The following is a 20,535-nucleotide window of genomic DNA, read 5'->3' on the forward strand; positions in this document are numbered from 1 at the left end:
TCCCGCCGCGCGCAAAGCTCCTATAGTCGGCTCTCCCGCAGCAATGCCCGCATTCCGAAGGAGAGCCGCATGTCCCGTTTCAGCTTCGTCCGCCGCGCCGTCGTCGCGCTGACCGCCTTGGCCGCGCTCGGCGCGGCACACGCCGAATCGCGCGAAGTCGTGATCGCGTACCAGGACATGGTCGTGCCGTGGCGCTACGCGCAGGCGAGCGGTGAAGTCGAAAAGGCGACCGGCTACAAGGTCACGTTCCGCAAGCTCGACAGCGGCGCCGACGTGATCCGCGCGCTCGCGTCGGGTTCCGTCCAGCTCGGCGAAGCCGGTTCGAGCCCGATCGCGGCCGGGCTGTCGCAGGGGCTCGACATCTCGCTGTTCTGGGTGCTCGACAACATCAACGACGCCGAGGCGCTCGTCGCGCGCAACGGCTCGGGCGTCACGAGCGTCGCGGCGCTGAAGGGCAGGAAGATCGGCGTGCCGTTCGTGTCGACGTCGCATTTCCATACGCTGGTCGCGCTGCAGGCGGCGGGCGTCAATCCGAACGACGTGAAGATCGTCAACCTGCGCCCGCCCGAAGTCGCGGCCGCCTGGGCGCGCGGCGACATCGATGCGACCTATATCTGGGACCCGGTGCTCGCGAAGGTCAAGCAGTCGGGCACCGTGCTGACGACGTCCGGCCAGGTCGCGAAAGCGAGCGGCAAGGCGACCTTCGACGGTTTCGTCGTGAGCCGCAAGTTCGCGCGCGAGAACCCCGAGTTCGTCACGCGTTTCGTGAGGGTGCTCGCAGCCGCCGATGCCGACTACCGCGCGCATGCGGCGGCGTGGAAGGTCGGCTCGCCGCAGGTCGCGGCGGTCGCGAAGGTGTCGGGCGCGAACGCGCAGGACGTGCCCGCGAGCCTCGCGCTCTACGCGTTCCCGACGGCGGCCGAGCAGGCGTCGCCGACGTGGCTCGGTGGCGGTGCGCAATCGGGCGCCGCGAAATCGCTCGCGGCGACCGCCACGTTCCTCAAATCGCAAGGCACGATCCAGACGGTGCTCGCCGACTACTCGGCCGGCGTCGATCCGCAGTTCGTGCAGAAGGCCGCGCGCTGAGCGCGGCGAGCATCGCGGAGTCCTGAGCATGAGTACGCTGGAAGTCCGTCAGGTTTCGGTTGCCTATCCGGGCGAGCGCGGCAGGCCGACCACGCAGGCGCTCGCGCGCGTCGACCTGCGCATCGATGCCGGCGAATTCGTCGTCGCGCTCGGCGCGTCCGGGTGCGGGAAGACGACGCTGCTGAACTGCATGGCCGGCTTCGTCGCGCCGACCACCGGCGACGTGCGCGTCGACGGCGTGCCGGTCACGGGCCCGGGCGCCGACCGCGGCGTCGTGTTCCAGAAGTACGCGCTGCTGCCGTGGCTCGACGTGCTCGACAACGTCGCGCTCGGGCTGCGCTTCGCGCGCGTGTCGAAGGCCGAGCGCGAAGCACGGGCGCGGGAGATGCTCGCGCTGGTCGGGCTCGAAGGTCATGCGCATGCGCGCGTGTACGCCCTGTCGGGCGGGATGCAGCAGCGTGTCGGCATCGCGCGCGCGCTCGCGAGCGATCCGCGCGTGCTGCTGATGGACGAGCCGATGGGCGCGCTCGACGCGCTGACGCGCGGCACGATGCAGGCGCTCGTGCTCGACGTGTGGGCGCGCACCGGCAAGACGGTGTTCTTCATCACGCACGATGTCGAGGAGGCGCTGTTCCTCGCGACGCGTCTGGTCGTGATGACGCCCGGCCCCGGCCGGATCGCGGAAACCTTCGAACTGCCGTTCGCGCGCCGCTACGTCGAATCGCGCGATGCGCGCGCGGTGAAGTCGTCGCCGGATTTCATCGCGTGGCGCGAGCGGTTGATTGCGTACCTGCATCGCGACGAGGCGGCCGAGGTGCCCGCGTGACGCGCGAATGGGTGCGGCAGGGCGTGTCCGTCGGGCATGGCCGGATCAGTTCTTTGCACAGGCAGGACGACATGAGCACGCAGGATTCGTGGGCAGCCGATCGCGCGGCTGCGGGGTTCGGGCAGGACGATCGCGCGACGCAGCGGCGCCACGCGGCGCATGCGGCGCGCCCGTCGCATCGCTACCGGTTGCCGGGGGAGGGGAAGACGGCGGCCTTGAGCACGGCGACGGTCGCGGCGCTGGCCGTGCTGTGGTGGGTCGCCACCCATCGCCAGTGGCTGCCGCCGCTGTTCCTGCCCGCACCGGAAGCGGTGTGGACGGCATTCGTCGATGCGTGGCACGGCCGCATCCAGGGCGGGCTGCCGCTGTCCGAGCACCTGCTGTGGAGTGCGGCGCGCGTGTTCGGCGCGTTCGCGCTCGCGACGGCGATCGGCGTGCCGGCCGGCATCCTGATGGGCGTGAGCCGCGTCGCGCGCGGCGTGCTCGATCCGCTGCTGGAGTTCTACCGGCCGTTGCCGCCGCTCGCGTATCTGCCGCTCGTCGTGATCTGGTTCGGCATCGACGAAACGGCGAAGCTCGTCGTGATCTTTCTCGCGTGCTTCGCGCCGATCGCGATGGCCGCCCGCGCCGGGGTGCGCGCGGCGACGGTCGAGCAGATCAACGCCGCGTATTCGCTCGGCGGCAGCTTCGCGCAGATCGTGCGGCACGTCGTGCTGCCGGCCGCGCTGCCGGAGATCCTCACCGGGCTGCGGATCGCGATCGGCTTCGGCTGGACGACGCTGGTGGCGGCCGAGATGGTCGCCGCGACGGCCGGGCTCGGGCAGATGGTGCTCAACGCATCGAGCTTCCTGCGCACCGACATCGTCGTGATGGGAATCCTGATCATCGGCGCGATCGCGTGGCTGTTCGATCTCGCGATGCGGTGGGTCGAACGGCGGGTGGTGCCGTGGAAGGGGCGGGGGTGACGGAACGCAGGCCGGGGCGACGTCTACGCGCCGCCCCGGCCTGCCACCGTCATTCCCCCATCGCCACTCCTTCCCGCCGCGGGTCCGCCCCGCCGAACCACACCGTCTGGCCCTGCACGTTCAGCCGCTGGATGCCCTGCAGCCCCGAGTTCATCTCGACGACCTGCACGTCATGCCCGCGGCCCTTCAGCCCGTCGGCGAGCGCGTCCGACACGCGGCCGCGCTCCAGCTGCGTCGGCCCGTTCATCGACCCGAAGTTCGGCAGCGCGATCGCCTGCTGCATCGTCATCCCCCAGTCGAGCACGCCGACCAGCGTCTTCGCGACGTGATTGATGATCGCGGGGCCGCCGGCCGAGCCGACGATCATCGTCACCTGCTTCGTCTTCTTGTCGAACACGAGTTCCGGCGACATCGCCGAGCGCGGCCGCTTGCCCGGCTGCACGCGGTTCGCGACCGGCCGGCCGTTGTCGTTCGACACGAACGAGAAATCGGTGAGCTGGTTGTTCAGCATGAAGCCGCGCACCATCAGCCGCGAGCCGAACGCGTCCTCGATGCTGGTCGTCATCGACAGCGCCTGCCCGTAGCGGTCGACGATCGCGATGTCGGACGTCGACGGCAACCCGGGGCTGCGGTCGTCGGCCAGTGCGAGCGTCGCGCCCTGCGGCGTGCCGGCCTGCGCGACGCCCATGCTGTTGTCGCCGATCAGGTGCGCGCGCTGCGCGAGATAGGTCTTGTCGGTGAGGCTCGCCCAGTTCCCACCCGGCAGCGGCACGAAATCGGGATCGGCAACGTAGCGCGCGCGGTCCGCATACGCGAGGCGTCCGGCTTCGCTGAACAGATGCGCGGCGAACGGCGTCGGCTCGTAGCCGACGCCGTTGCGCACCGGCTTCTGCGCGCCGATCTGCTGCCAGTCGGGCATCGCCTCGAGGATGCCGAGCATCTGCGCGATCGCGAGGCCGCCCGACGACGGCGGCGGCATCCCACACACGACCGAGCGCCGGTAATCGGCGCACAGCGGCGCACGCACCTTCGCCTTGTAGCGCGCGAGATCCTGCAGCGACAGCAGGCCCGGGTTGGTCGGGTGCTTGCGCACCTTCGTGACGATGTCGCGCGCGATCGCGCCGCTGTAGAACGCGTTCGCGCCGCGGTCGGCGACCTGGCGCAGCACGGTCGCGAGCGCGGGGTTCTTCAGCACGGTGCCGGCCGCTTTCGGCGTGCCGTCCGCGTTGTAGAAGTACGCACGCGCGGCCGGGTCGTTCTTCAGGTATCGGTCGTTCGCGATCAGCGTCGCGAGCCGCGGGCTGATCGTGAAGCCGTGCTCGGCGAGCCGGATCGCCGGCTGGAACAGCCGCCGCCACGGCAGCTTGCCGTGCGCGCGGTGCGCGGCGTCGAGCATGCGCAGCACGCCCGGCGTGCCGACCGAGCGCCCGCCGACGACACCTTCGTAGAAGCTCATCGGCTGGCCGGTCGGGCCGTAGAACAGCCGGTCGGTCGCGGCGGCCGGCGCGGTTTCGCGGCCGTCGTACGCCTGCGTGGTCTTGCCGTCGAAATACAGCATGAATGCGCCGCCGCCGATTCCCGACGATTGCGGCTCGACGAGCGCGAGCACCATCTGCGTGGCGATCGCCGCGTCGATCGCGGTGCCGCCGGCCTTCAGCATCTCGTAGCCGGCCTGCGTCGCAAGCGGGTTCGCGGCCGCGATCATGAAGTGCTGCGCGGTCCAGCCCGGCTTGTCGGTCCAGCCGGACGACAGCTCGGGCGCGTGGAAGCCGGGCAGCGGCACGGCGGCGCCCGATGCGGCGGCGACGGGCACCACCGCGCCCGACGGCGGCGTGGACGGGGACGTGCAGCCGGCGTTGAACGCGACGAGCGCGACGGCGGCGAGCAGCGTCCAGGAGCGCGAATGCGGACGAATCCGGTCGAACATTGAACCCTCGGCAGCAGTGAATTCGAAGGAGGCGACGGTGCCGGTGCAACGCGGCTGCCCGCCCCGGCGCGCTATTGTCACCGCGCAGCCGGCGGCTTGTCACCCGACAGGAAACCCTGACGCAGCGCGCCGGGCCCGCCCCGGCCGGTCTTTCCGGCTTGTTCGAGGATGAACTCTATGAACGTGGACGTCGCGCGCGTGTGGTGCCGGTTCGGCATGTAGAGCATGTACATGTGCGTGCCGAAGATGCTGAGCCGGTATGCGTCGAGCGACGTGACGACCGTGCCGCGCCGGATGTCGTCCTGCATCACGTAGTCGGGCACGATGCCGACGCCGATCCCGCCGAGGATCGCTTGCCGCAGGAACAGGAAGTTCTCCGAAATCAGCGTGGGCTCGAGCAGCACCTCGTGGCGCTCGTCGCCGAGATACGCGGCGATCCTGAGCTGCCGGCCCACCACCGTCGCGGTGACGACCGGGGACGCCGACAACGCGTCGAGGCTCGCCGGCATCCCGTGCTCGGCCGCGAACGCGGCCGACGCGCACGCGACGTAGCGCACCGCGCCCATGTCGCGCGCGACGAGGTTCTGCGGGGGCTCCGGCATCACGCGCACGGCGATGTCGATCTCGTCGCGCATCAGGTCTTCCACGCGGTTCTCGAACACGACGTCGAGCACGATGCCCGGATGCAGCCGCTTGAACGCGAGCAGCCAGTCGGACATCACCATCTGCCCGTAGCCGCTCGGCACCGACAGCCGCACGCGGCCCTGCAGGTCCTGGCCGAGCGTCGTCACCGATTCCTGCGCGGCGAGCAGTTCGTTGCGGATGCGCCGGCCGTGCTCGTACAGCTTCAGCCCAATCTCGGTCGGCTCGATGCGCCGCGTCGTGCGGCGCACGAGCTGCTGGCCGATCGAGCGCTCGAGCTGGTTCAGCCTGTAACTCACGTTCGCGCGGCTCATCTTGAGCCGCTGTGCGGCCTTGCTGAGATTGCCGGCATCGAGGATTTCGACGAGCAGCGTCAGCGCGTTCAGGTCCATGCGTTGCGTCTCCTGATCCGTCCCGCTCATGAATCTCGATGGCGGTCGGACACCTTCAGTGTCAAGTCGGACTTGACAGCTTGTAAAAGCGGGAGGGAATTGTCAATGAATCTCGATCAATCGAGAATCAGCACATGCCCGGCGTACGGCCGGATCTTGTCCCGCATCCGCGGGACCGGGGCCGGTGCCCCGGCGCCGCGCCCGTGGCAGCGAGCCACGCAGCGGCGTCGACGCACCGGCCGCCGCGTCAAGGAGACACGATGAACTCACCCGCTTCCCCCGCCAGCTCCACCGGCACCGTCACGCGCGAGCGGCGCGACAAGGTGCTCGTCGTCACGATCGACCATCCGCCCGTCAACGCGCTGTCCGCCGACGTCCGGCGCGGCCTCGCCGACGCGCTCGACGCCGCGCGGGCCGACGACGCGATCCGCGCGGTGCTGATCGTCGGCGCCGGCCGCAACTTCATCGCGGGCGCGGACATTCGCGAATTCGGCAAGCCGATCGTGCCGCCGTCGCTGCCCGACGTGTGCGAGCACATCGAGTCGAGCGCGAAGCCGGTCGTGGTCGCGCTGCACGGCGCGACGCTCGGCGGCGGCCTCGAAGTCGCACTGGCCGCGCATTATCGGCTCGCGGTGCCCGGCGCGAAGCTCGGGCTGCCCGAAGTGACGCTGGGCCTGCTGCCCGGCGCGGGCGGCACGCAGCGCGCGCCGCGCCTGATCGGTGCGAAGGCCGCGCTCGACCTGATGCTGACGGGCCGCCACGCGAGCGCCGAGGAAGCGCTCGCGCTCGGCCTCGTCGACCGCATCGCGCACAGCGACGATACGCTCGCCGAAGGCCTCGCCTACGCGCAGGAACTGGTGTCGCTCGGCGCGCCGGTGCGCCGCACGCGCGATGCGCAGGGGCTCGCCGACCGCGCGGCCGCGCAGGCCGCGATCGATGCGGCGCGCGTGGAGCTGCCGAAGAAATCGCGCGGGCTGTTCTCGCCCGCGAAGATCGTCGACGCGGTCGAGGCCGCGCTCACGCAGTCGTTCGACGCGGGAATGAAGCTCGAACGCAGCCTGTTCCTGCAGTGCATCGACAGCCCGCAGCGCGCGGGCCTCGTGCATGCGTTCTTCGCCGAGCGCGAAGCGGCGAAGGCGCCCGAGGCGCGGCGCGCGAGCGCACGTCCGGTCGAGCGGATCGGCGTGGTCGGCGGCGGCACGATGGGCGCCGGCATCGCGGTCGCGGCGCTCGATGCCGGGCTGCCGGTGACGATGATCGAACGCGACGAAGCATCGCTCGCGCGCGGCCGCGCACATGTCGAAAAGGTGTACGACGGCCTCGTCGCGAAAGGGCGGATGACGCCGGCCGCGCACGCGGCGCGGCTCGCGCGCTTCAAGGGCAGCACGTCGTACGATGCGCTCGCGCAGGCCGACGTCGTGATCGAGGCGGTGTTCGAGGACATGGCGGTGAAGCAGGCCGTGTTCGCCGAACTGGCACGCGTGTGCAAACCGGGCGCGGTGCTCGCGACCAATACGTCGTATCTCGACATCGACGCACTCGCCGCGAGCATCGACCGGCCGGCCGACGTGATCGGCCTGCATTTCTTCTCGCCGGCCAACGTGATGAAGCTGCTCGAGATCGTCGTGCCGGCGCGCGTCGACGCCGACGTCGTCGCAACCGCGTTCGCGCTCGCGAAGCAGTTGAAGAAGACGCCGGTGCGCGCCGGCGTGTGCGACGGCTTCATCGGCAACCGGATCCTCGCGGTCTACCGCACCGCGGCCGACTACCTGATGGAAGACGGCGCGTCGCCGTACCAGATCGATCGCGCGGTGCGCGAATTCGGCTTCCCGATGGGGCCGTTCCAGGTCGTCGACCTCGCGGGCGGCGACATCGGCTGGGCGACCCGCAAGCGCCGCGCGGCGACGCGCGACCCGCGTGCGCGCTACGTGGAGATTTCCGACCGGCTGTGCGAGCGCGGCTGGTTTGGCCAGAAGACGGCGCGCGGCTACTACTTGTATCCGGACGGCGCGCGCGTCGGCACGCCGGACCCGGAAGTCGAAGCGATCGTCGCGGAAGAGCGCGCGAAGAAGGGCATCACGCCGCGCACCTTCAGCGACGACGAGATCCTGCGCCGCTACCTCGCCGCGATGATCAACGAAGGCGCGAACGTCGTGCACGAGAAGATCGCGCTGCGCCCGCTCGACGTCGATGCGGTGTTCCTGTACGGCTACGGCTTCCCGCGCTATCGCGGCGGCCCGATGCATTACGCGGATACGGTCGGCCTCGCGAACGTACTCGCCGACATCCGCGCCTTCGCGAAGGAAGACCCGCTGTTCTGGAAGCCGTCGCCGCTGCTCGTCGACCTCGTCGCGCGCGGCGCGGATTTCGCGAGCCTGAACCGCATCGACTGACTGCCCACCGCATTCGCCACGGACCGAAGATGGACCTCAATTTCACTCCCGAAGAGGAAGCCTTCCGCACGCAAGTGCAGCGCTTCCTGCAAGCCGAACTGCCCGAACGCATCGCGCGCAAGGTGAAGGGCGGCCTGCATCTCACGCGCGACGACATGCGCGAATGGCACGCGATCCTCAACGCACGCGGCTGGCTCGCGAGCCACTGGCCGCGCGAGTTCGGTGGCCCCGGCTGGAGCGTCGCGCAGAAGTTCCTGTTCGACAACGAATGCGCGCTCGCGGGTGCGCCGCGCATCGTGCCGTTCGGCGTGAACATGCTCGGCCCCGTGCTGATCAAGTACGGCAGCGAAGCGCAGCAGCGCCACTGGCTGCCGCGCATCCTCGACGGCACCGACTGGTGGTGCCAGGGCTACTCGGAGCCGGGTGCCGGCTCCGATCTCGCGGCGGTGAAGACGAGCGCGGTGCGCGGCATCGACGCGCAGGGCGAGCACTACATCGTGAACGGCCAGAAGACGTGGACCACGCTCGGCCACTACGCGAACATGATCTTCTGCCTCGTGCGCACCGCGACCGACGTGCGCAAGCAGGAAGGCATCAGCTTCCTGCTGATCGACATGAACACGCCGGGCGTCGAGGTTCGCCCGATCGTCACGCTCGACGGCGAGCACGAAGTGAACGAGGTGTTCTTCACCGACGTGCGCGTGCCGGCGGCCAACCTCGTCGGTGAAGAGAACCGCGGCTGGACCTACGCGAAATACCTGCTCACGTACGAGCGCACCAACATCGCGGGGATCGGCTTCTCGACGGCCGCGCTCGACCGGTTGCGCGCGGTCGCCGCGAAGGTCACGAAGAACGGCCGGCCGCTCGCGGACGATCCGTTCTTCGCGGCGCGCATCGCGCGGGTCGAGATCGAGCTCGAGAACATGCGCACGACCAACCTGCGCGTGCTGGCCGCGGTCGCGGGCGGCGGCGCGCCGGGTGCGGAAAGCTCGATGCTGAAGATCCGCGGCACGCAGATCCGCCAGGAGATCACCGCGCTGATGCGGCGTGCGATGGGGCCGTATGCGCAGCCGTTCGTCGAGGCAGCACTCGAGGCCGACTACGACGGCGAGCCGGTCGGCCCGGACGACGCCGCAAGCGCCGCGCAGCAGTACTTCAACAACCGGAAGCTGTCGATCTTCGGCGGCTCGAACGAGATCCAGAAGAACATCATCGCGAAGATGATGCTCGGGCTGTAACGAGGAACGCGACGATGGATTTCCAGCACACAGAAGACCGCCGGATGCTGGCGGATACGTTGAACCGCTTCATCGCGGAACAGTACCCGTTCCCGGTGCGCGACCGCATCGCGCAGTCGGCCGACGGCTTCGATCGCGCGATGTGGCAGCGCTTTGCCGAACTCGGCGCGGTCGGCGCGCTGTTTGCCGAGGCCGACGGCGGCTTCGGCGGCGCGGGCTTCGATATCGCAGTGGTGTTCGAATGCCTCGGGCGCGGGCTCGTCGTCGAGCCGTTCCTGGGCGCGCTGCTCGCAGGCCGCGCGCTGGCGCTCGCCGGCGGCGACGCGCATCGCGACCGGCTCGCCGCGCTGATCGACGGCAGCGCGAGCGCCGCGTTCGCGCACGACGAACCGGGCTCGCACTACGAACTGACGACCGTGCGCACGCGCGCCGAACGCTCGGGCGACGGCTGGGTGCTGACGGGCGCGAAGGGCGTCGTCGACCAGGCCGCGCAAGCGGCGTTCTTCGTCGTCAGCGCGCGCGTGTCGGGGAACGACGACGATGCGGCCGGCATCGGCCTGTTCGTCGTGCCGGCCGACGCGCCGGGCGTAACGCTGCGCGACTACCGGAAGATCGACGGCGGCCGTGCGGCCGAAGTGCGCTTCGAGCGCGTCGCGCTGCCGGCCGATGCCGCGCTCGGCGCGCACGACGGCGAAGCGGGCGCCGAGCTGCTCGAACGCGTGCTCGGCTACGGGCTGCTCGCGTTGTCGGCCGAGGCGCTGGGCGCGATGGACGTCGCGAAGGCGTACACGCTCGACTACCTGCGCACGCGCAAGCAGTTCGGCTTGCCGATCGGCAGCTTCCAGGCGTTGCAGCACCGGATGGCCGATCTGCTGCTCGAAATCGAGCAGGCGCGCTCGGCCGTGATCAACGCGGCCGCGCAGCTCGATGCGCCGCGCGTGGTGCGCGAACGCGCGCTCGCCGCTGCGAAGTACAGCATCGGCCGGATCGGCACGCTCGTCGCCGAAGAGAGCATCCAGCTGCACGGCGGAATCGGGATGACGTGGGAGCTGCCGCTGTCGCACTACGCGAAGCGCCTCGTGATGATCGATCACCAGCTCGGCGACGAGGATCACCATCTCGCGCGCTACATCGCGCTGTCGAAACAGTAAAGGCGCAAAGCGCGAACGGAGGAGACAAGGATGACGAACGAACCGCGCGCGTTGCCGCTGGCCGGCGTGAAGGTGCTGGATTTCTCGCGCGTGCTCGCCGGCCCGTGGTGCGCGATGGTGCTCGCCGATTTCGGTGCGGAAGTGATCAAGGTCGAGCATCCGGCGCGCGGCGACGACACGCGCGACTGGGGTTTGAGGATCGGCGACACCGAGACGACCTACTTCAACAGCGTGAACCGCAGCAAGCGGTCGATCTGCGTCGACCTGCAGACCGGCGAAGGGCGGCGGATCGCACGCGAGCTGGCCGCGCAGGCCGACGTGGTGCTGCACAACTTCAAGTTCGGCGGCGCCGAAAAGCTCGGGCTCGGCTACGACGAACTGGCCGAGCTGAATCCGCGCATCGTGCATTGCGCGATCTCCGGCTACGACCGTTCGGGTGCCGAGGCCGCGCGGCCCGGCTACGACCTCGTCGTGCAGGGCGAGGCCGGGCTGATGGCGCTGAACGGCGAGGCCGGCCAGCCGCCGCTGAAGTTCGGCGTCGCGGCGGTCGACCTGTTCACCGGCATGTATTCGGCGCAGGCGATCCTCGCCGCGCTGTACGAACGCCATGCGACCGGGCGCGGGCGGCGCATCGAGATGGCGCTGTTCGACTGCGGGCTGATGATCACCGCGTACTACGGGCTCGACGCGCTGCTGATGGGCGAAGACCCGCCGCGCTACGGCAACGCGCATCCGTCGATCGTGCCGTACGGCGTGTTCGACGCGGCCGACGGCCCGCTCGTGATCACGGTCGGCAACAACACGCAGTTCGCGCGCTTTTGCGACGCGATCGAGCGGCCGGACCTCGCGGCCGATGCGCGTTACAAGACCAACCTCGGCCGCTCGGAAAACCGCGCCGACCTGTTGCCCGAGATTCGCGGCGAACTCGCGCGCCGGTCGCGCGCGACGTTGCTTGCCGCGCTCGCCGACGCGGGGATTCCGTGCGGCGAAGTGCTCGGCCTGCACGAAGCGTTGACGTCGGAACGTGCGACACAAGCCGGGCTCGTCACGCGCCAGCCGCATCCGGTCGCGGGCGGCGTCGACGTGCTCGCGCCGCCTTATCGCTTCGACGGTGCGCGGCTGCCGGTGCGCGGTGCGCCGCCGGTGCTCGGCGCCGATACGGATGCGGTGCTCGGCGGTTGGCTCGGGTTGTCGGCCGGCGAGCTCGCGCGGCTGCGTGCGGATCGCGTGGTCTGAGCGTACGCCCACGCACGGGCAGCAAATCGCATTGCACCGCCGCGGCGCGGGCGGATCGGTAGACGCGCCGGCCATCCACGACACGACTCTCGCGACGACGAGACGATATAGGAGACACCATGGAGCTTTCCGTCATCGAATCGGTCACGGCGCGCCGTGACTACCAGCAGCTCGTGCGCGCACGGCGCCGCTTCAGCTTCACGCTGACGGCGCTGATGATCGCCACGTACTACGGCTTCATCCTGCTCGTTGCGCTCGCGCCGCACGTGCTCGCGGCACCGCTGTACCGAGGCGCGACGACGACGGTCGGGATCGCCGCGGGCGTCGCGATCATCCTGGTCGCGATCGCCCTGACCGCGTGCTACGTGCTGCGCGCGAACCGTGCGTTCGACCGCCGCGTCGACGCGCTCCTGCAGCGTCCGTGACGGAGACCGACATGCGACGTATCCCAATTGCGCCCCGCGCGCTGGCCGTTCCCGTCATGCTCGCTTCCTCCGCCGCCCGTGCGGTATCCGTCGCGGGGCCGATGCCCGACAAGGTCGAACTGAACCCGGTCGCGATCGGGATGTTCTTCGCGTTCGTGCTGGCGACGCTCGCGCTCACGCGCTGGGCCGCGCGCCGCACGCGCTCGACACGCGACTTCTACACGGCCGGCGGCGGCATCACCGGGCTGCAGAACGGGCTCGCGATCGCCGGCGACTACATGTCGGCCGCGTCGTTCCTCGGGCTGTCCGGCATGGTGTTCATGTTCGGCTTCGACGGGCTCATCTACTCGATCGGCTTCCTGGTCGGCTGGCCGTTCGTGATGTTCCTGATCGCCGAGCCGCTGCGCAACCTCGGCAAGTTCACGTTCGTCGACGTCGTCGCGTACCGCTTCGCGCAGCGGCCGATCCGGCTGCTGACGTCCGCGAATTCGCTGACTATCGTCGTGCTGTATCTCGTCGTGCAGATGGTCGGCGCGGGCAAGCTGATCCAGCTGCTGTTCGGCCTGTCGTACGGCACCGCCGAGCTGATCGTCGGCGTGCTGATGGTGGTGTACGTGTTCTTCGGCGGGATGACCGCGACCACCTGGGTGCAGGTGATCAAGGCCGTGCTGCTGCTGTGCGGCGCGACGCTGCTCGTCGTGCTCGCGCTCGCCGAATTCGGCTTCAGCGTCGACGAGATGTTCCGCCGCGCGGTGGCCGTGCATCCGGGCGCGCTGTCGATCATGGGGCCCGGCAAGCTGATCCGCGATCCGGCCAACGCGCTGTCGCTCGGCATCGCGCTGATGTTCGGCACGGCCGGCTTCCCGCACATCCTGATGCGCTTCTTCACGGTGCCGAACGCGAAGGAGGCGCGCAAGTCGGTGCTCTACGCGACCGGCTTCATCGGCTACTTCTACCTGCTGACCTTCGTGATCGGCTTCTCGGCGATCGTGCTGCTCGCGCAGCATCCCGAGTTCTTCAGGCTCGGCGCGAACGGCACGTTCAACCTCACGCACGACCTGCTGGGCGGCTCGAACATGGTCGCGGTGAAGCTCGCGCAGGCGGTCGGCGGGAACTGGTTCTACGGGTTCATCGCGGCCGTCACGTTCGCGACGATCCTCGCGGTGGTCGCCGGCCTGACGCTCGCCGGCGCGACGACGATCTCGCACGACCTGTATGCGCAGATGTGGGCGCGCGGCAAGCCCGACGAGCGCGTCGAGATGCGCATCTCGCGCGCGGCGACGATCGCGCTGTCGGCCGTCGCGATCGGACTGTCGATCCTGTTCGAGCACGTGAACGTCGCGTTCATGGTCGGGCTCGTCGCGGCGGTGGCCGCGAGCGCCAATTTCCCGGTGCTCGCGATGTCGATCTTCTGGCGCGGGATGACGACGCGCGGCGCGGTGCTCGGCGGCGGCCTCGGTCTCGGGTCGGCGGTCGCGCTCACGGTGCTGTCGAAGTCGGTGTGGGTCGACGTGCTGCACCACGCGCACGCGCCGGTGTTCCTCGACAACCCGGCGCTCGTGTCGGTGCCGCTCGCGTTCGTCGGGATCGTTGCAGGCTCGCTCGCGGATCGCGGCGAGCGGGCTCGGCGCGAGCGGGACGCGTTCGCGCGGCAGGAGTTCTACGCGCAGACGGGCCTGCTGGCCGGCGAGGCCGTGCGACACTGATTCGTCCGATCAACGCGCCTATCCGTCCGGATCGCCGGACGGATGGCGTCCGGAAATCCGGAATTCCGGATTTCCTTGCCTGCCGCATTATGGGAAATACAATGAAAACAATGGCTTGAATGGTTTCGGCAACCTGGCATCGACCTTGCGTTATAAATCGCACGGCCATCCCCCGGCCGGACTATTAAACCAAGCGTTGCATGAGACCCGACAAGCGCCGAAGCGCCGACCGGAGTCCACAGGAGACAATCGATGACCACTGCCTTCCTCCCCCTCCGGATGTCGTGAGGCATCGCTTGTTGCGGCACGGCAGCCGCGCGGGCGAATGACTCCCCTGGCATTCGCCTGCGCGCGTGACGCCGTTTCCACCGGCTCATCTACTTCAGCAGGAACCATCGTGAAGAAGAAACCCTTCTACAAAGTGCTCTATGTGCAGGTGATCTTCGCCATCATCGTCGGCGTGATCCTCGGCCACTACTACCCGGCGCTCGCCACCGACATGAAGCCGCTCGGCGACGGGTTCATCAAGCTGATCAAGATGGTGATCGGGCCGATCATCTTCTGTACGGTCGTCACCGGCATCGCCGGCATGGAGGACATGAAGAAGGTGGGCCGCGTCGGCGGCAAGGCGCTGCTGTACTTCGAGATCGTGTCGACCTTCGCGCTGGTGCTCGGCCTCGCGGCCACGCACATCCTGCGTCCGGGCGTCGGCTTCAACATCGATCCGGCGACGCTCGACGGCAAGGCCGTCGCGTCGTACGCGGCGAAGGCGCACGGGCAGTCGACGGTCGATTTCCTGCTGCACATCATCCCGAACACGATGGTCGACGCGTTCGCGCAGGGCGAGATCCTGCAGATCCTGCTGATCGCGCTGCTGTTCGGCAGCGTGCTCGCGCACCTCGGCGAGCGCGGCAAGGTCGTCACCGACTTCATCGACGGCCTCACACGCGTGCTGTTCGGCATCGTGCACATCGTCACGAAGCTGGCGCCGATCGGCGCGTTCGGCGCGATGGCGTTCACGATCGGCAAGTACGGCGTCGGCTCGCTGGTGCCGCTGCTCAAGCTGATCGGCACGTTCTACCTGACGTCGGTCGTGTTCGTGCTGGTTGTGCTCGGGACGATCGCGCGCTTCACGGGCTTCTCGATCATCCGCTTCGTGTCCTACATCAAGGAAGAACTGCTGATCGTGCTCGGCACGAGCTCGTCGGAAGCCGCGCTGCCGCAACTGATGGAAAAGCTCGAGAAGGCCGGCTGCTCGCGTTCGGTCGTCGGCCTCGTCGTGCCGACCGGCTACTCGTTCAACCTCGACGGCACCAACATCTACATGACGATGGCCGTGCTGTTCATCGCGCAGGCGACCAACATCGAACTGACGTGGATGCAGCAGCTCACGCTGCTGGCCGTCGCGATGCTGACGTCGAAGGGCGCGAGCGGCGTGACCGGCGCGGGCTTCATCACGCTCGCGGCGACGCTGGCCGTCGTGCCGACGATCCCGCTGTCGGGCATGGTGCTGATCCTCGGCATCGACCGCTTCATGAGCGAATGCCGCGCGCTGACCAACATCGTCGGCAACGGCGTCGCGACCGTCGTCGTGTCGGCGTGGGAGAAGGAGCTCGACCGCAACAAGCTGCGCCAGGCGCTGAGCGGCCGCGACGCAGTCACGCCGACCGAGACGGCCGGCGTCTGACGCGATGAAGGAGCAGGCGGCGGTACCGCCCGCCGGCGGCGCGGGCCGCGGGGTTCGGGGCAGGGCGGTTGAGGCCTATGACACAATAGGCGATCCGCATCGCCAGGAAGCCTCGACCGTGACGCGCCGTCTGCTCATTCTCGTCGTGCTTGCCGCCGCGCTCGCCGCGGCGTGCACGCTGACGTGGACGATCACCTGGCGGCGCGGCATCGCCGAGCTGCAGCGCAACGCGGCGGTGCGGGTCGATCGCACCACCAACGCGCTCAAGAGCACGCTCGACCGCTACGAATCGCTGCCCTATCTGCTCGGCAGCCACCCGTACGTGCAGGACCTGCTCGCCGAGCCGAAACGCGCCGACTACACCGCGCGCGTCAACCGCTATCTCGAAGATCTCAACGAACATGCGCACGCGACCGTCACCTACGTGATCGGTGCGGACGGCCTGTGCGTCGCCGCCAGCAACTGGCGCGCGCCCGACAGCTTCGTCGGGATCGAATACCGTTTCCGCCCGTATTTCCTCGACGCGATGAACGGCCGGGTCGGCCGCTTCTTCGGGATCGGTACGATTTCGCGCGATCCCGGCTACTACATTTCGCAACCGGTGTGGCGCGACGGCAAAATCGCGGGCGTCGTCGTCGTCAAGCTCAACCTCGAATGGTTCCAGGGGGCCGATGCGTCCGAGCCGCTCGTCGTCGTCGACGACCACGGTGTCGTGTTCCTGTCGTCGGTGCCCGTGTGGAAGTACCACACGCTGCGCCCGCTCACGGGCCCCGTCGCCGCGTCGATCTATGAGACGCGCCAGTACGCGCAGCAGCCCGTCACGCCGCTGCCGCTGCGCATCGAGCAGGTGCTCGGCGCCGATGCGGAAATCGTGCGCCTGGGCCCGGGCCTGCGCGCGCCGCGCTTTCTCGCCAGCAAGCGCCGGATCGGCGAGCCCGACTGGCTGCTCGTCACGCTCGCGCCGATCGCGCCCGTCGACGCCGATGCGCGCAACGCGACGATCGTCACGGGTTTCGGCTTCGTGTCGGTCGCGTTGCTCGCGTTCTACTGGCGCATGCGTCGCGCGCGCGTGCGTGAAATGATCCGCGGCCGCGCGCTGCTGCAGCAGGCGTACGCGGAGCTGAACCGGCGCGTCGAGGAGCGCACGGCCGACCTGTCGGAAGCGAACGTGCAACTGCAGAAGGAAGTCGGCGACCGGATCCGCGCGGAGCAGGAGCTGCGCGCCGCGCACGACGAGCTGATCCAGGCGAGCAAGCTTGCCGCGCTCGGCCAGATGGCGGCCGGCATCACGCACGAACTGAACCAGCCGCTCGCGGCGCTGCGCAGCTTCTCGGACAACACGCGCGTGCTGCTCGACCGCGGCGAGCAGGCGGCCGCGCGCGAGAACCTCGAGGCGATCGCCGCGCTCACCGAGCGAATGGGCAAGATCACGAACCAGCTGAAACTGTTCGTCGGCCGCGCGAAGCCGCGCAACGAGCAGGCGCTCGTCGTGCGCGCGCTGCGCAGCGTGCTGTCGCTGCTCGCCGAGCGGCTGCGCGGCGTCGCGCTCACGCTGACGCTGCAGGACGCGACCGTGTCGCCCGCGCACGACGCGCCGCTCGACCTGGCGCGCGACTATCCGGAACTCGTCGCGCGCTGCGAGGATCTGCGCCTCGAACAGGTGCTGATCAACCTGCTCGGCAACGCGCTCGACGCGGTCGCCGGCGTGGCGGCGCCCGCGATCGAGGTGACGATCGCGGTGTCGGCCGCGACGCTCGCGGTCGAGGTGCGCGACAACGGCTGCGGCATCGCGCCCGACCTGCTGCCGCGCCTGTTCGAGCCGTTCTTCACGACCAAGGAAATGGGGCGCGGGCTCGGGCTCGGCCTCGCGATCTCGTCGTCGATCGCGAGCGACGCGGGCGGCGCACTGACCGCGCGCAACGCGCCGTCGGGCGGCGCGCTGTTCGTCTTGACGCTGCGCCGCGCCCGCACGCATCATCCGGACTCCGTGTCCGAGCCGGCGGGCTCGCGCTAGGCGCGCCACGCCGCCCGCCCGATCGGCGCACGATCGGTATCAACGACGCCGCGCGCGCTGCCGCCGCGCGGCCCGTCAGGAGCAAGTGAGTACGATGGCCAACCGGCTGCAAGTGATCTATATCGAAGACGACGCGCTCGTTCGCCGGGCGAGCGTGCAGAGCCTTCAGCTGGCGGGCTTCGACGTCGCCGGCTTCGAGTCGGCCGAAGCGGCCGAGAAGGCGATCGTCGCCGATACCGCCGGCGTGATCGTCAGCGACATCCGGCTGCCCGGCGCGAGCGGGCTCGACGTGCTCGCGCAGTGCCGCGAGCGTGTGCCCGACGTCCCGGTGATCCTCGTCACCGGGCACGGCGACATCTCGATGGCCGTGCAGGCGATGCGCGACGGCGCGTACGACTTCATCGAAAAACCGTTCGCGGCCGAGCGCCTGATCGAGACGGTGCGCCGCGCGCTCGAGCGCCGCGAGCTCGTGCTCGAGAATCACGCGCTGCGGCGCGAGCTGGCCGGGCAGAACGTCGTCGCGCCGCGCATCATCGGCCGCAGCCCGGCGATCGAGCAGGTGCGCAAGCTGATCGCGAACGTCGCGCCGACCGACGCGTCGGTGCTGATCAACGGCGACACCGGCGCCGGCAAGGAACTGATCGCGCGCAGCCTGCACGAGCTGTCGCCGCGCCGCGACAAGCCGTTCATCGCGGTGAATTGCGGCGCGCTGCCCGAGCCGATGTTCGAATCCGAGATGTTCGGCTACGAGCCAGGCGCATTCACCGGCGCCGCGAAGCGCCGCGTCGGCAAGCTCGAATACGCGTCCGGCGGCACGCTGTTTCTCGACGAAATCGAAAGTATGCCGCTTGCGTTGCAGGTGAAGCTGCTGCGCGTGCTGCAGGACGGCGTGCTGGAGCGGCTCGGCTCGAACCAGCCGATCCGCGTGAACTGTCGCGTGGTCGCGGCCGCGAAGGGCGACATGAGCGAGCTCGTCGCCGCCGGCACGTTCCGGCGCGACCTGCTGTACCGGCTCAACGTCGTGACGATCGCGCTGCCGCCGCTCGCCGAGCGCCGCGAGGACATCGTGCCGCTGTTCGAGCACTTCATGCTCGATGCGGCCGTGCGTTACGCGCGGCCCGCGCCGGTGCTGACCGACCGGCAGCGCGCGAGCCTGATGCAGCGCGACTGGCCCGGCAACGTGCGCGAGCTGCGCAACGCGGCCGACCGCTTCGTGCTCGGCGTGGCCGACATGCCGCAGGAGACGGGCGCAAGCGGCGACGCGGCCGACAACGAGCAGACGCTGAAGGAGCGCATCGAGCAGTTCGAGCGCGCGGTGATCGCCGAGGCGCTGAACCAGACGGGCGGTGCGGTCGCCGCGACGGCCGACCGGCTGCATGTCGGCAAGGCGACGCTGTACGAGAAGATGAAGCGCTACGGGCTGTCGGCGAAAGGCGAATCCGAGCGCTGAAAAGCAGACGGACCGCGGAACCGGGTTGCCCGGTCGTGCGGTCCGTCGTGGCGGGAAGGGCGCCGGATGCGGCCCTTCGATCCGGATGCCGCGGCGCTCAGGCCGCGTTGCCGAGCGCCTTCTTGAGCAGCGCGTCGAGTTCCGCGAACTGCGGCGCGCCGACGTAGCGCTTCAGGATCTTGCCGTCCTTGTCGACGACGAAGGTCGTCGGCGTGAGCTGCACGTTGCCGAACTGCTTCGCGGCGCTGCCGTCGTCGAGCGCGACCTTGAACGGCAGCTGGCGCGTTTGCGCGTAGTTCGCGACGTACATCGGCGGATCGTAGTTCATCGCGACCGCGACGAATTCCAGCCCCTGGCCCTTGAAGCGGTTGTAGGTCTCGACCATCTGCGGCATTTCCTGCATGCAGGTCGCGCAGCTCGTCGCCCAGAAGTTGACGAGATAGACTTTGCCTTTCAGGTCGCCGGCGGTCGAGACTTTCTGGCCCGACAGCAGCGTGAACGTCGCGTCCGGCACGCTGGACTTGCCGTTGAACGCGAAGAGGCCGGCGACGGCGATCGCCGCGACGACGACGGCGGCGACGATGTAGCGGACGGGGCCGGCGCTGCGGCGGGCGGGAGGCGTGGTGTTCATCTGGTGCTCTCGGAGTCGGTCGATGACGCGGATCAAAGCGAAGGACATCGAAATTCGGCGCTCATTTTAGCGCGAATGCGGGTTACGCACCGACGGCGGTCACCCATCCCCGGTTTCACGTTCGGCGGATAATGCGCGTTTTGCCTGCCCGATCCACGCCATGCCGAAGGAAGTCACCGTTTCGTTGCGCCCCCTTTTTCGTCCACTGCGACACTTCGCCGCGCTTGCGTGCGCGAGCGTCGCGCTGGCCGCGTGCTCGCCGTCGTACGACTGGCGCACGCTGCACAACGACGCCGGCTACACCATCGACCTGCCGGCGAAGCCGACCGTCGAGGAGCAGCCGGTGGCGATCGGCGGCGCGCCGATGCCGATGCGGATGCAGGCCGCGCACGTCGACGGCGCGGTGTTCGCGGTCGGCACGCTGACGCTGCCCGACGACCGCGACGACACGCGCCGCGCGGCGCTCGAATTCCTGCGCGCGGGGCTGTCCCGCAACCTCGAAGGCGCGCCGCAGACGGCTTCGGTGCCCGTGCCGCTCGCCGCCGGCGGCGCGGTGAACGGGCTCGAACTGCGCATCGCGGGCGCGGCCGCCGGCGGCGACCACGCGCACAAGACGATCGTCGCTCGCCTCGCCGCGCGCGGCCGGCATGCGTACCAGGCCGTCGTGATCGCCGACGGGCCGCTCGCGCAGGAGCAGCTCGACCAGTTTTTCGGGTCGTTCAAACTCGACTGACGGCGGCCGACATCGGCCGCCGACACACTGTGA

The 20,535-nt window shown here is 69.5% G+C and carries 16 protein-coding genes; 13 read left to right on the plus strand and 3 right to left on the minus strand.

Going from position 1 to position 20,535, the window contains the following annotated elements; translation table 11 throughout:
- Positions 1–69: 69 nt before the first annotated feature.
- The 3 genes from tauA to HWX08_RS12995 all read left to right on the plus strand — a co-directional run bounded on the left by tauA (position 70) and on the right by HWX08_RS12995 (position 2,877).
- Positions 70–1,086 (plus strand): taurine ABC transporter substrate-binding protein, encoded by a 1,017-nt coding sequence (gene tauA, locus HWX08_RS12985; RefSeq protein WP_069257674.1) that lies wholly within the window; start codon positions 70–72, stop codon positions 1,084–1,086.
- Between the two features lie 28 nt (positions 1,087–1,114).
- Positions 1,115–1,912 (plus strand): taurine ABC transporter ATP-binding protein, encoded by a 798-nt coding sequence (locus HWX08_RS12990; RefSeq protein WP_069257673.1) that lies wholly within the window; start codon positions 1,115–1,117, stop codon positions 1,910–1,912.
- Positions 1,913–1,983: 71 nt separating this feature from the next.
- Positions 1,984–2,877 carry an ABC transporter permease subunit gene (locus HWX08_RS12995; RefSeq protein WP_244122796.1) on the plus strand — a complete coding sequence of 298 codons (894 nt, stop codon included), beginning with the start codon at positions 1,984–1,986 and terminating at the stop codon, positions 2,875–2,877.
- A gap of 49 nt (positions 2,878–2,926) precedes the next feature.
- Here the strand turns inward: HWX08_RS12995 and ggt are convergent, their stop codons facing one another.
- Together ggt and HWX08_RS13005 are read right to left on the minus strand one after the other, a co-directional pair.
- Positions 2,927–4,804 (minus strand): gamma-glutamyltransferase, encoded by a 1,878-nt coding sequence (gene ggt, locus HWX08_RS13000; protein WP_174921507.1) that lies wholly within the window; start codon positions 4,802–4,804, stop codon positions 2,927–2,929.
- Between the two features lie 77 nt (positions 4,805–4,881).
- A complete protein-coding gene (locus HWX08_RS13005) occupies positions 4,882–5,838 on the minus strand; it encodes a LysR family transcriptional regulator (RefSeq protein WP_069257670.1) in 957 nt (318 codons plus the stop codon).
- Between the two features lie 260 nt (positions 5,839–6,098).
- On the opposite strand from HWX08_RS13005, the gene HWX08_RS13010 reads away from it, so the two are divergent.
- From HWX08_RS13010 to HWX08_RS13050, 9 genes are all read left to right on the plus strand, one after another.
- Positions 6,099–8,231, plus strand: a complete 2,133-nt coding sequence (locus HWX08_RS13010) for a 3-hydroxyacyl-CoA dehydrogenase NAD-binding domain-containing protein (RefSeq protein ID WP_174921506.1) — start codon at positions 6,099–6,101, stop codon at positions 8,229–8,231.
- Positions 8,232–8,260: 29 nt separating this feature from the next.
- Positions 8,261–9,469 (plus strand): acyl-CoA dehydrogenase family protein, encoded by a 1,209-nt coding sequence (locus HWX08_RS13015; protein WP_069257668.1) that lies wholly within the window; start codon positions 8,261–8,263, stop codon positions 9,467–9,469.
- Between the two features lie 14 nt (positions 9,470–9,483).
- Positions 9,484–10,620, plus strand: a complete 1,137-nt coding sequence (locus HWX08_RS13020; protein ID WP_174921505.1) for an acyl-CoA dehydrogenase family protein — start codon at positions 9,484–9,486, stop codon at positions 10,618–10,620.
- 30 nt (positions 10,621–10,650) lie between these two features.
- Positions 10,651–11,856, plus strand: a complete 1,206-nt coding sequence (locus HWX08_RS13025; protein WP_069257666.1) for a CaiB/BaiF CoA transferase family protein — start codon at positions 10,651–10,653, stop codon at positions 11,854–11,856.
- A gap of 119 nt (positions 11,857–11,975) precedes the next feature.
- The gene (locus HWX08_RS13030) at positions 11,976–12,281 is read left to right on the plus strand and encodes a DUF485 domain-containing protein (RefSeq protein ID WP_174921504.1); all 306 of its coding nucleotides are present in this window, start codon (positions 11,976–11,978) and stop codon (positions 12,279–12,281) included.
- A gap of 11 nt (positions 12,282–12,292) precedes the next feature.
- On the plus strand, positions 12,293–13,987 hold the full coding sequence (locus HWX08_RS13035; RefSeq protein ID WP_174921503.1) for a cation acetate symporter: 1,695 nt from the start codon (positions 12,293–12,295) through the stop codon (positions 13,985–13,987).
- A gap of 397 nt (positions 13,988–14,384) precedes the next feature.
- Positions 14,385–15,674, plus strand: coding sequence for a dicarboxylate/amino acid:cation symporter (locus HWX08_RS13040; RefSeq protein WP_069257664.1), 1,290 nt, complete (start codon positions 14,385–14,387; stop codon positions 15,672–15,674).
- Between the two features lie 4 nt (positions 15,675–15,678).
- Positions 15,679–17,688, plus strand: a complete 2,010-nt coding sequence (locus tag HWX08_RS13045; protein ID WP_174921502.1) for a sensor histidine kinase — start codon at positions 15,679–15,681, stop codon at positions 17,686–17,688.
- Positions 17,689–17,782: 94 nt separating this feature from the next.
- On the plus strand, positions 17,783–19,138 hold the full coding sequence (locus HWX08_RS13050; RefSeq protein WP_174921517.1) for a sigma-54-dependent transcriptional regulator: 1,356 nt from the start codon (positions 17,783–17,785) through the stop codon (positions 19,136–19,138).
- Positions 19,139–19,235: 97 nt separating this feature from the next.
- On the opposite strand, the gene HWX08_RS13055 is transcribed toward HWX08_RS13050, so the two are convergent.
- A complete protein-coding gene (locus HWX08_RS13055) occupies positions 19,236–19,769 on the minus strand; it encodes a TlpA disulfide reductase family protein (RefSeq protein ID WP_174921501.1) in 534 nt (177 codons plus the stop codon).
- A 160-nt stretch (positions 19,770–19,929) separates the two neighbouring features.
- Here HWX08_RS13055 and HWX08_RS13060 point away from each other — a divergent pair, with 160 nt between their 5' ends.
- On the plus strand, positions 19,930–20,502 hold the full coding sequence (locus tag HWX08_RS13060) for a hypothetical protein (protein WP_174921500.1): 573 nt from the start codon (positions 19,930–19,932) through the stop codon (positions 20,500–20,502).
- Positions 20,503–20,535: the final 33 nt, after the last annotated feature.

It is taken from the genome of Burkholderia metallica (genome assembly GCF_902832845.1).
Lineage (GTDB): Bacteria > Pseudomonadota > Gammaproteobacteria > Burkholderiales > Burkholderiaceae > Burkholderia > Burkholderia metallica.

Excerpts from the sequence above, each read along its gene's own strand:
- HWX08_RS12990 (WP_069257673.1), top strand. The coding sequence starts at position 1,115 with ATGAGTACGCTGGAAGTCCGTCAGGTTTCGGTTGCCTATCCGGGCGAG.
- HWX08_RS13005 (WP_069257670.1), bottom strand. The coding sequence starts at position 5,838 with ATGGACCTGAACGCGCTGACGCTGCTCGTCGAAATCCTCGATGCCGGC.
- HWX08_RS13030 (WP_174921504.1), top strand. The coding sequence starts at position 11,976 with ATGGAGCTTTCCGTCATCGAATCGGTCACGGCGCGCCGTGACTACCAG.
- HWX08_RS13045 (WP_174921502.1), top strand. The coding sequence starts at position 15,679 with ATGAAGGAGCAGGCGGCGGTACCGCCCGCCGGCGGCGCGGGCCGCGGG.
- HWX08_RS12995 (WP_244122796.1), top strand. The coding sequence starts at position 1,984 with ATGAGCACGCAGGATTCGTGGGCAGCCGATCGCGCGGCTGCGGGGTTC.
- HWX08_RS13020 (WP_174921505.1), top strand. The coding sequence starts at position 9,484 with ATGGATTTCCAGCACACAGAAGACCGCCGGATGCTGGCGGATACGTTG.
- HWX08_RS13055 (WP_174921501.1), bottom strand. The coding sequence starts at position 19,769 with ATGAACACCACGCCTCCCGCCCGCCGCAGCGCCGGCCCCGTCCGCTAC.
- HWX08_RS13060 (WP_174921500.1), top strand. The coding sequence starts at position 19,930 with ATGCCGAAGGAAGTCACCGTTTCGTTGCGCCCCCTTTTTCGTCCACTG.
- HWX08_RS13010 (WP_174921506.1), top strand. The coding sequence starts at position 6,099 with ATGAACTCACCCGCTTCCCCCGCCAGCTCCACCGGCACCGTCACGCGC.
- HWX08_RS13035 (WP_174921503.1), top strand. The coding sequence starts at position 12,293 with ATGCGACGTATCCCAATTGCGCCCCGCGCGCTGGCCGTTCCCGTCATG.
- ggt (WP_174921507.1), bottom strand. The coding sequence starts at position 4,804 with ATGTTCGACCGGATTCGTCCGCATTCGCGCTCCTGGACGCTGCTCGCC.
- HWX08_RS13015 (WP_069257668.1), top strand. The coding sequence starts at position 8,261 with ATGGACCTCAATTTCACTCCCGAAGAGGAAGCCTTCCGCACGCAAGTG.
- tauA (WP_069257674.1), top strand. The coding sequence starts at position 70 with ATGTCCCGTTTCAGCTTCGTCCGCCGCGCCGTCGTCGCGCTGACCGCC.
- HWX08_RS13050 (WP_174921517.1), top strand. The coding sequence starts at position 17,783 with ATGGCCAACCGGCTGCAAGTGATCTATATCGAAGACGACGCGCTCGTT.
- HWX08_RS13025 (WP_069257666.1), top strand. The coding sequence starts at position 10,651 with ATGACGAACGAACCGCGCGCGTTGCCGCTGGCCGGCGTGAAGGTGCTG.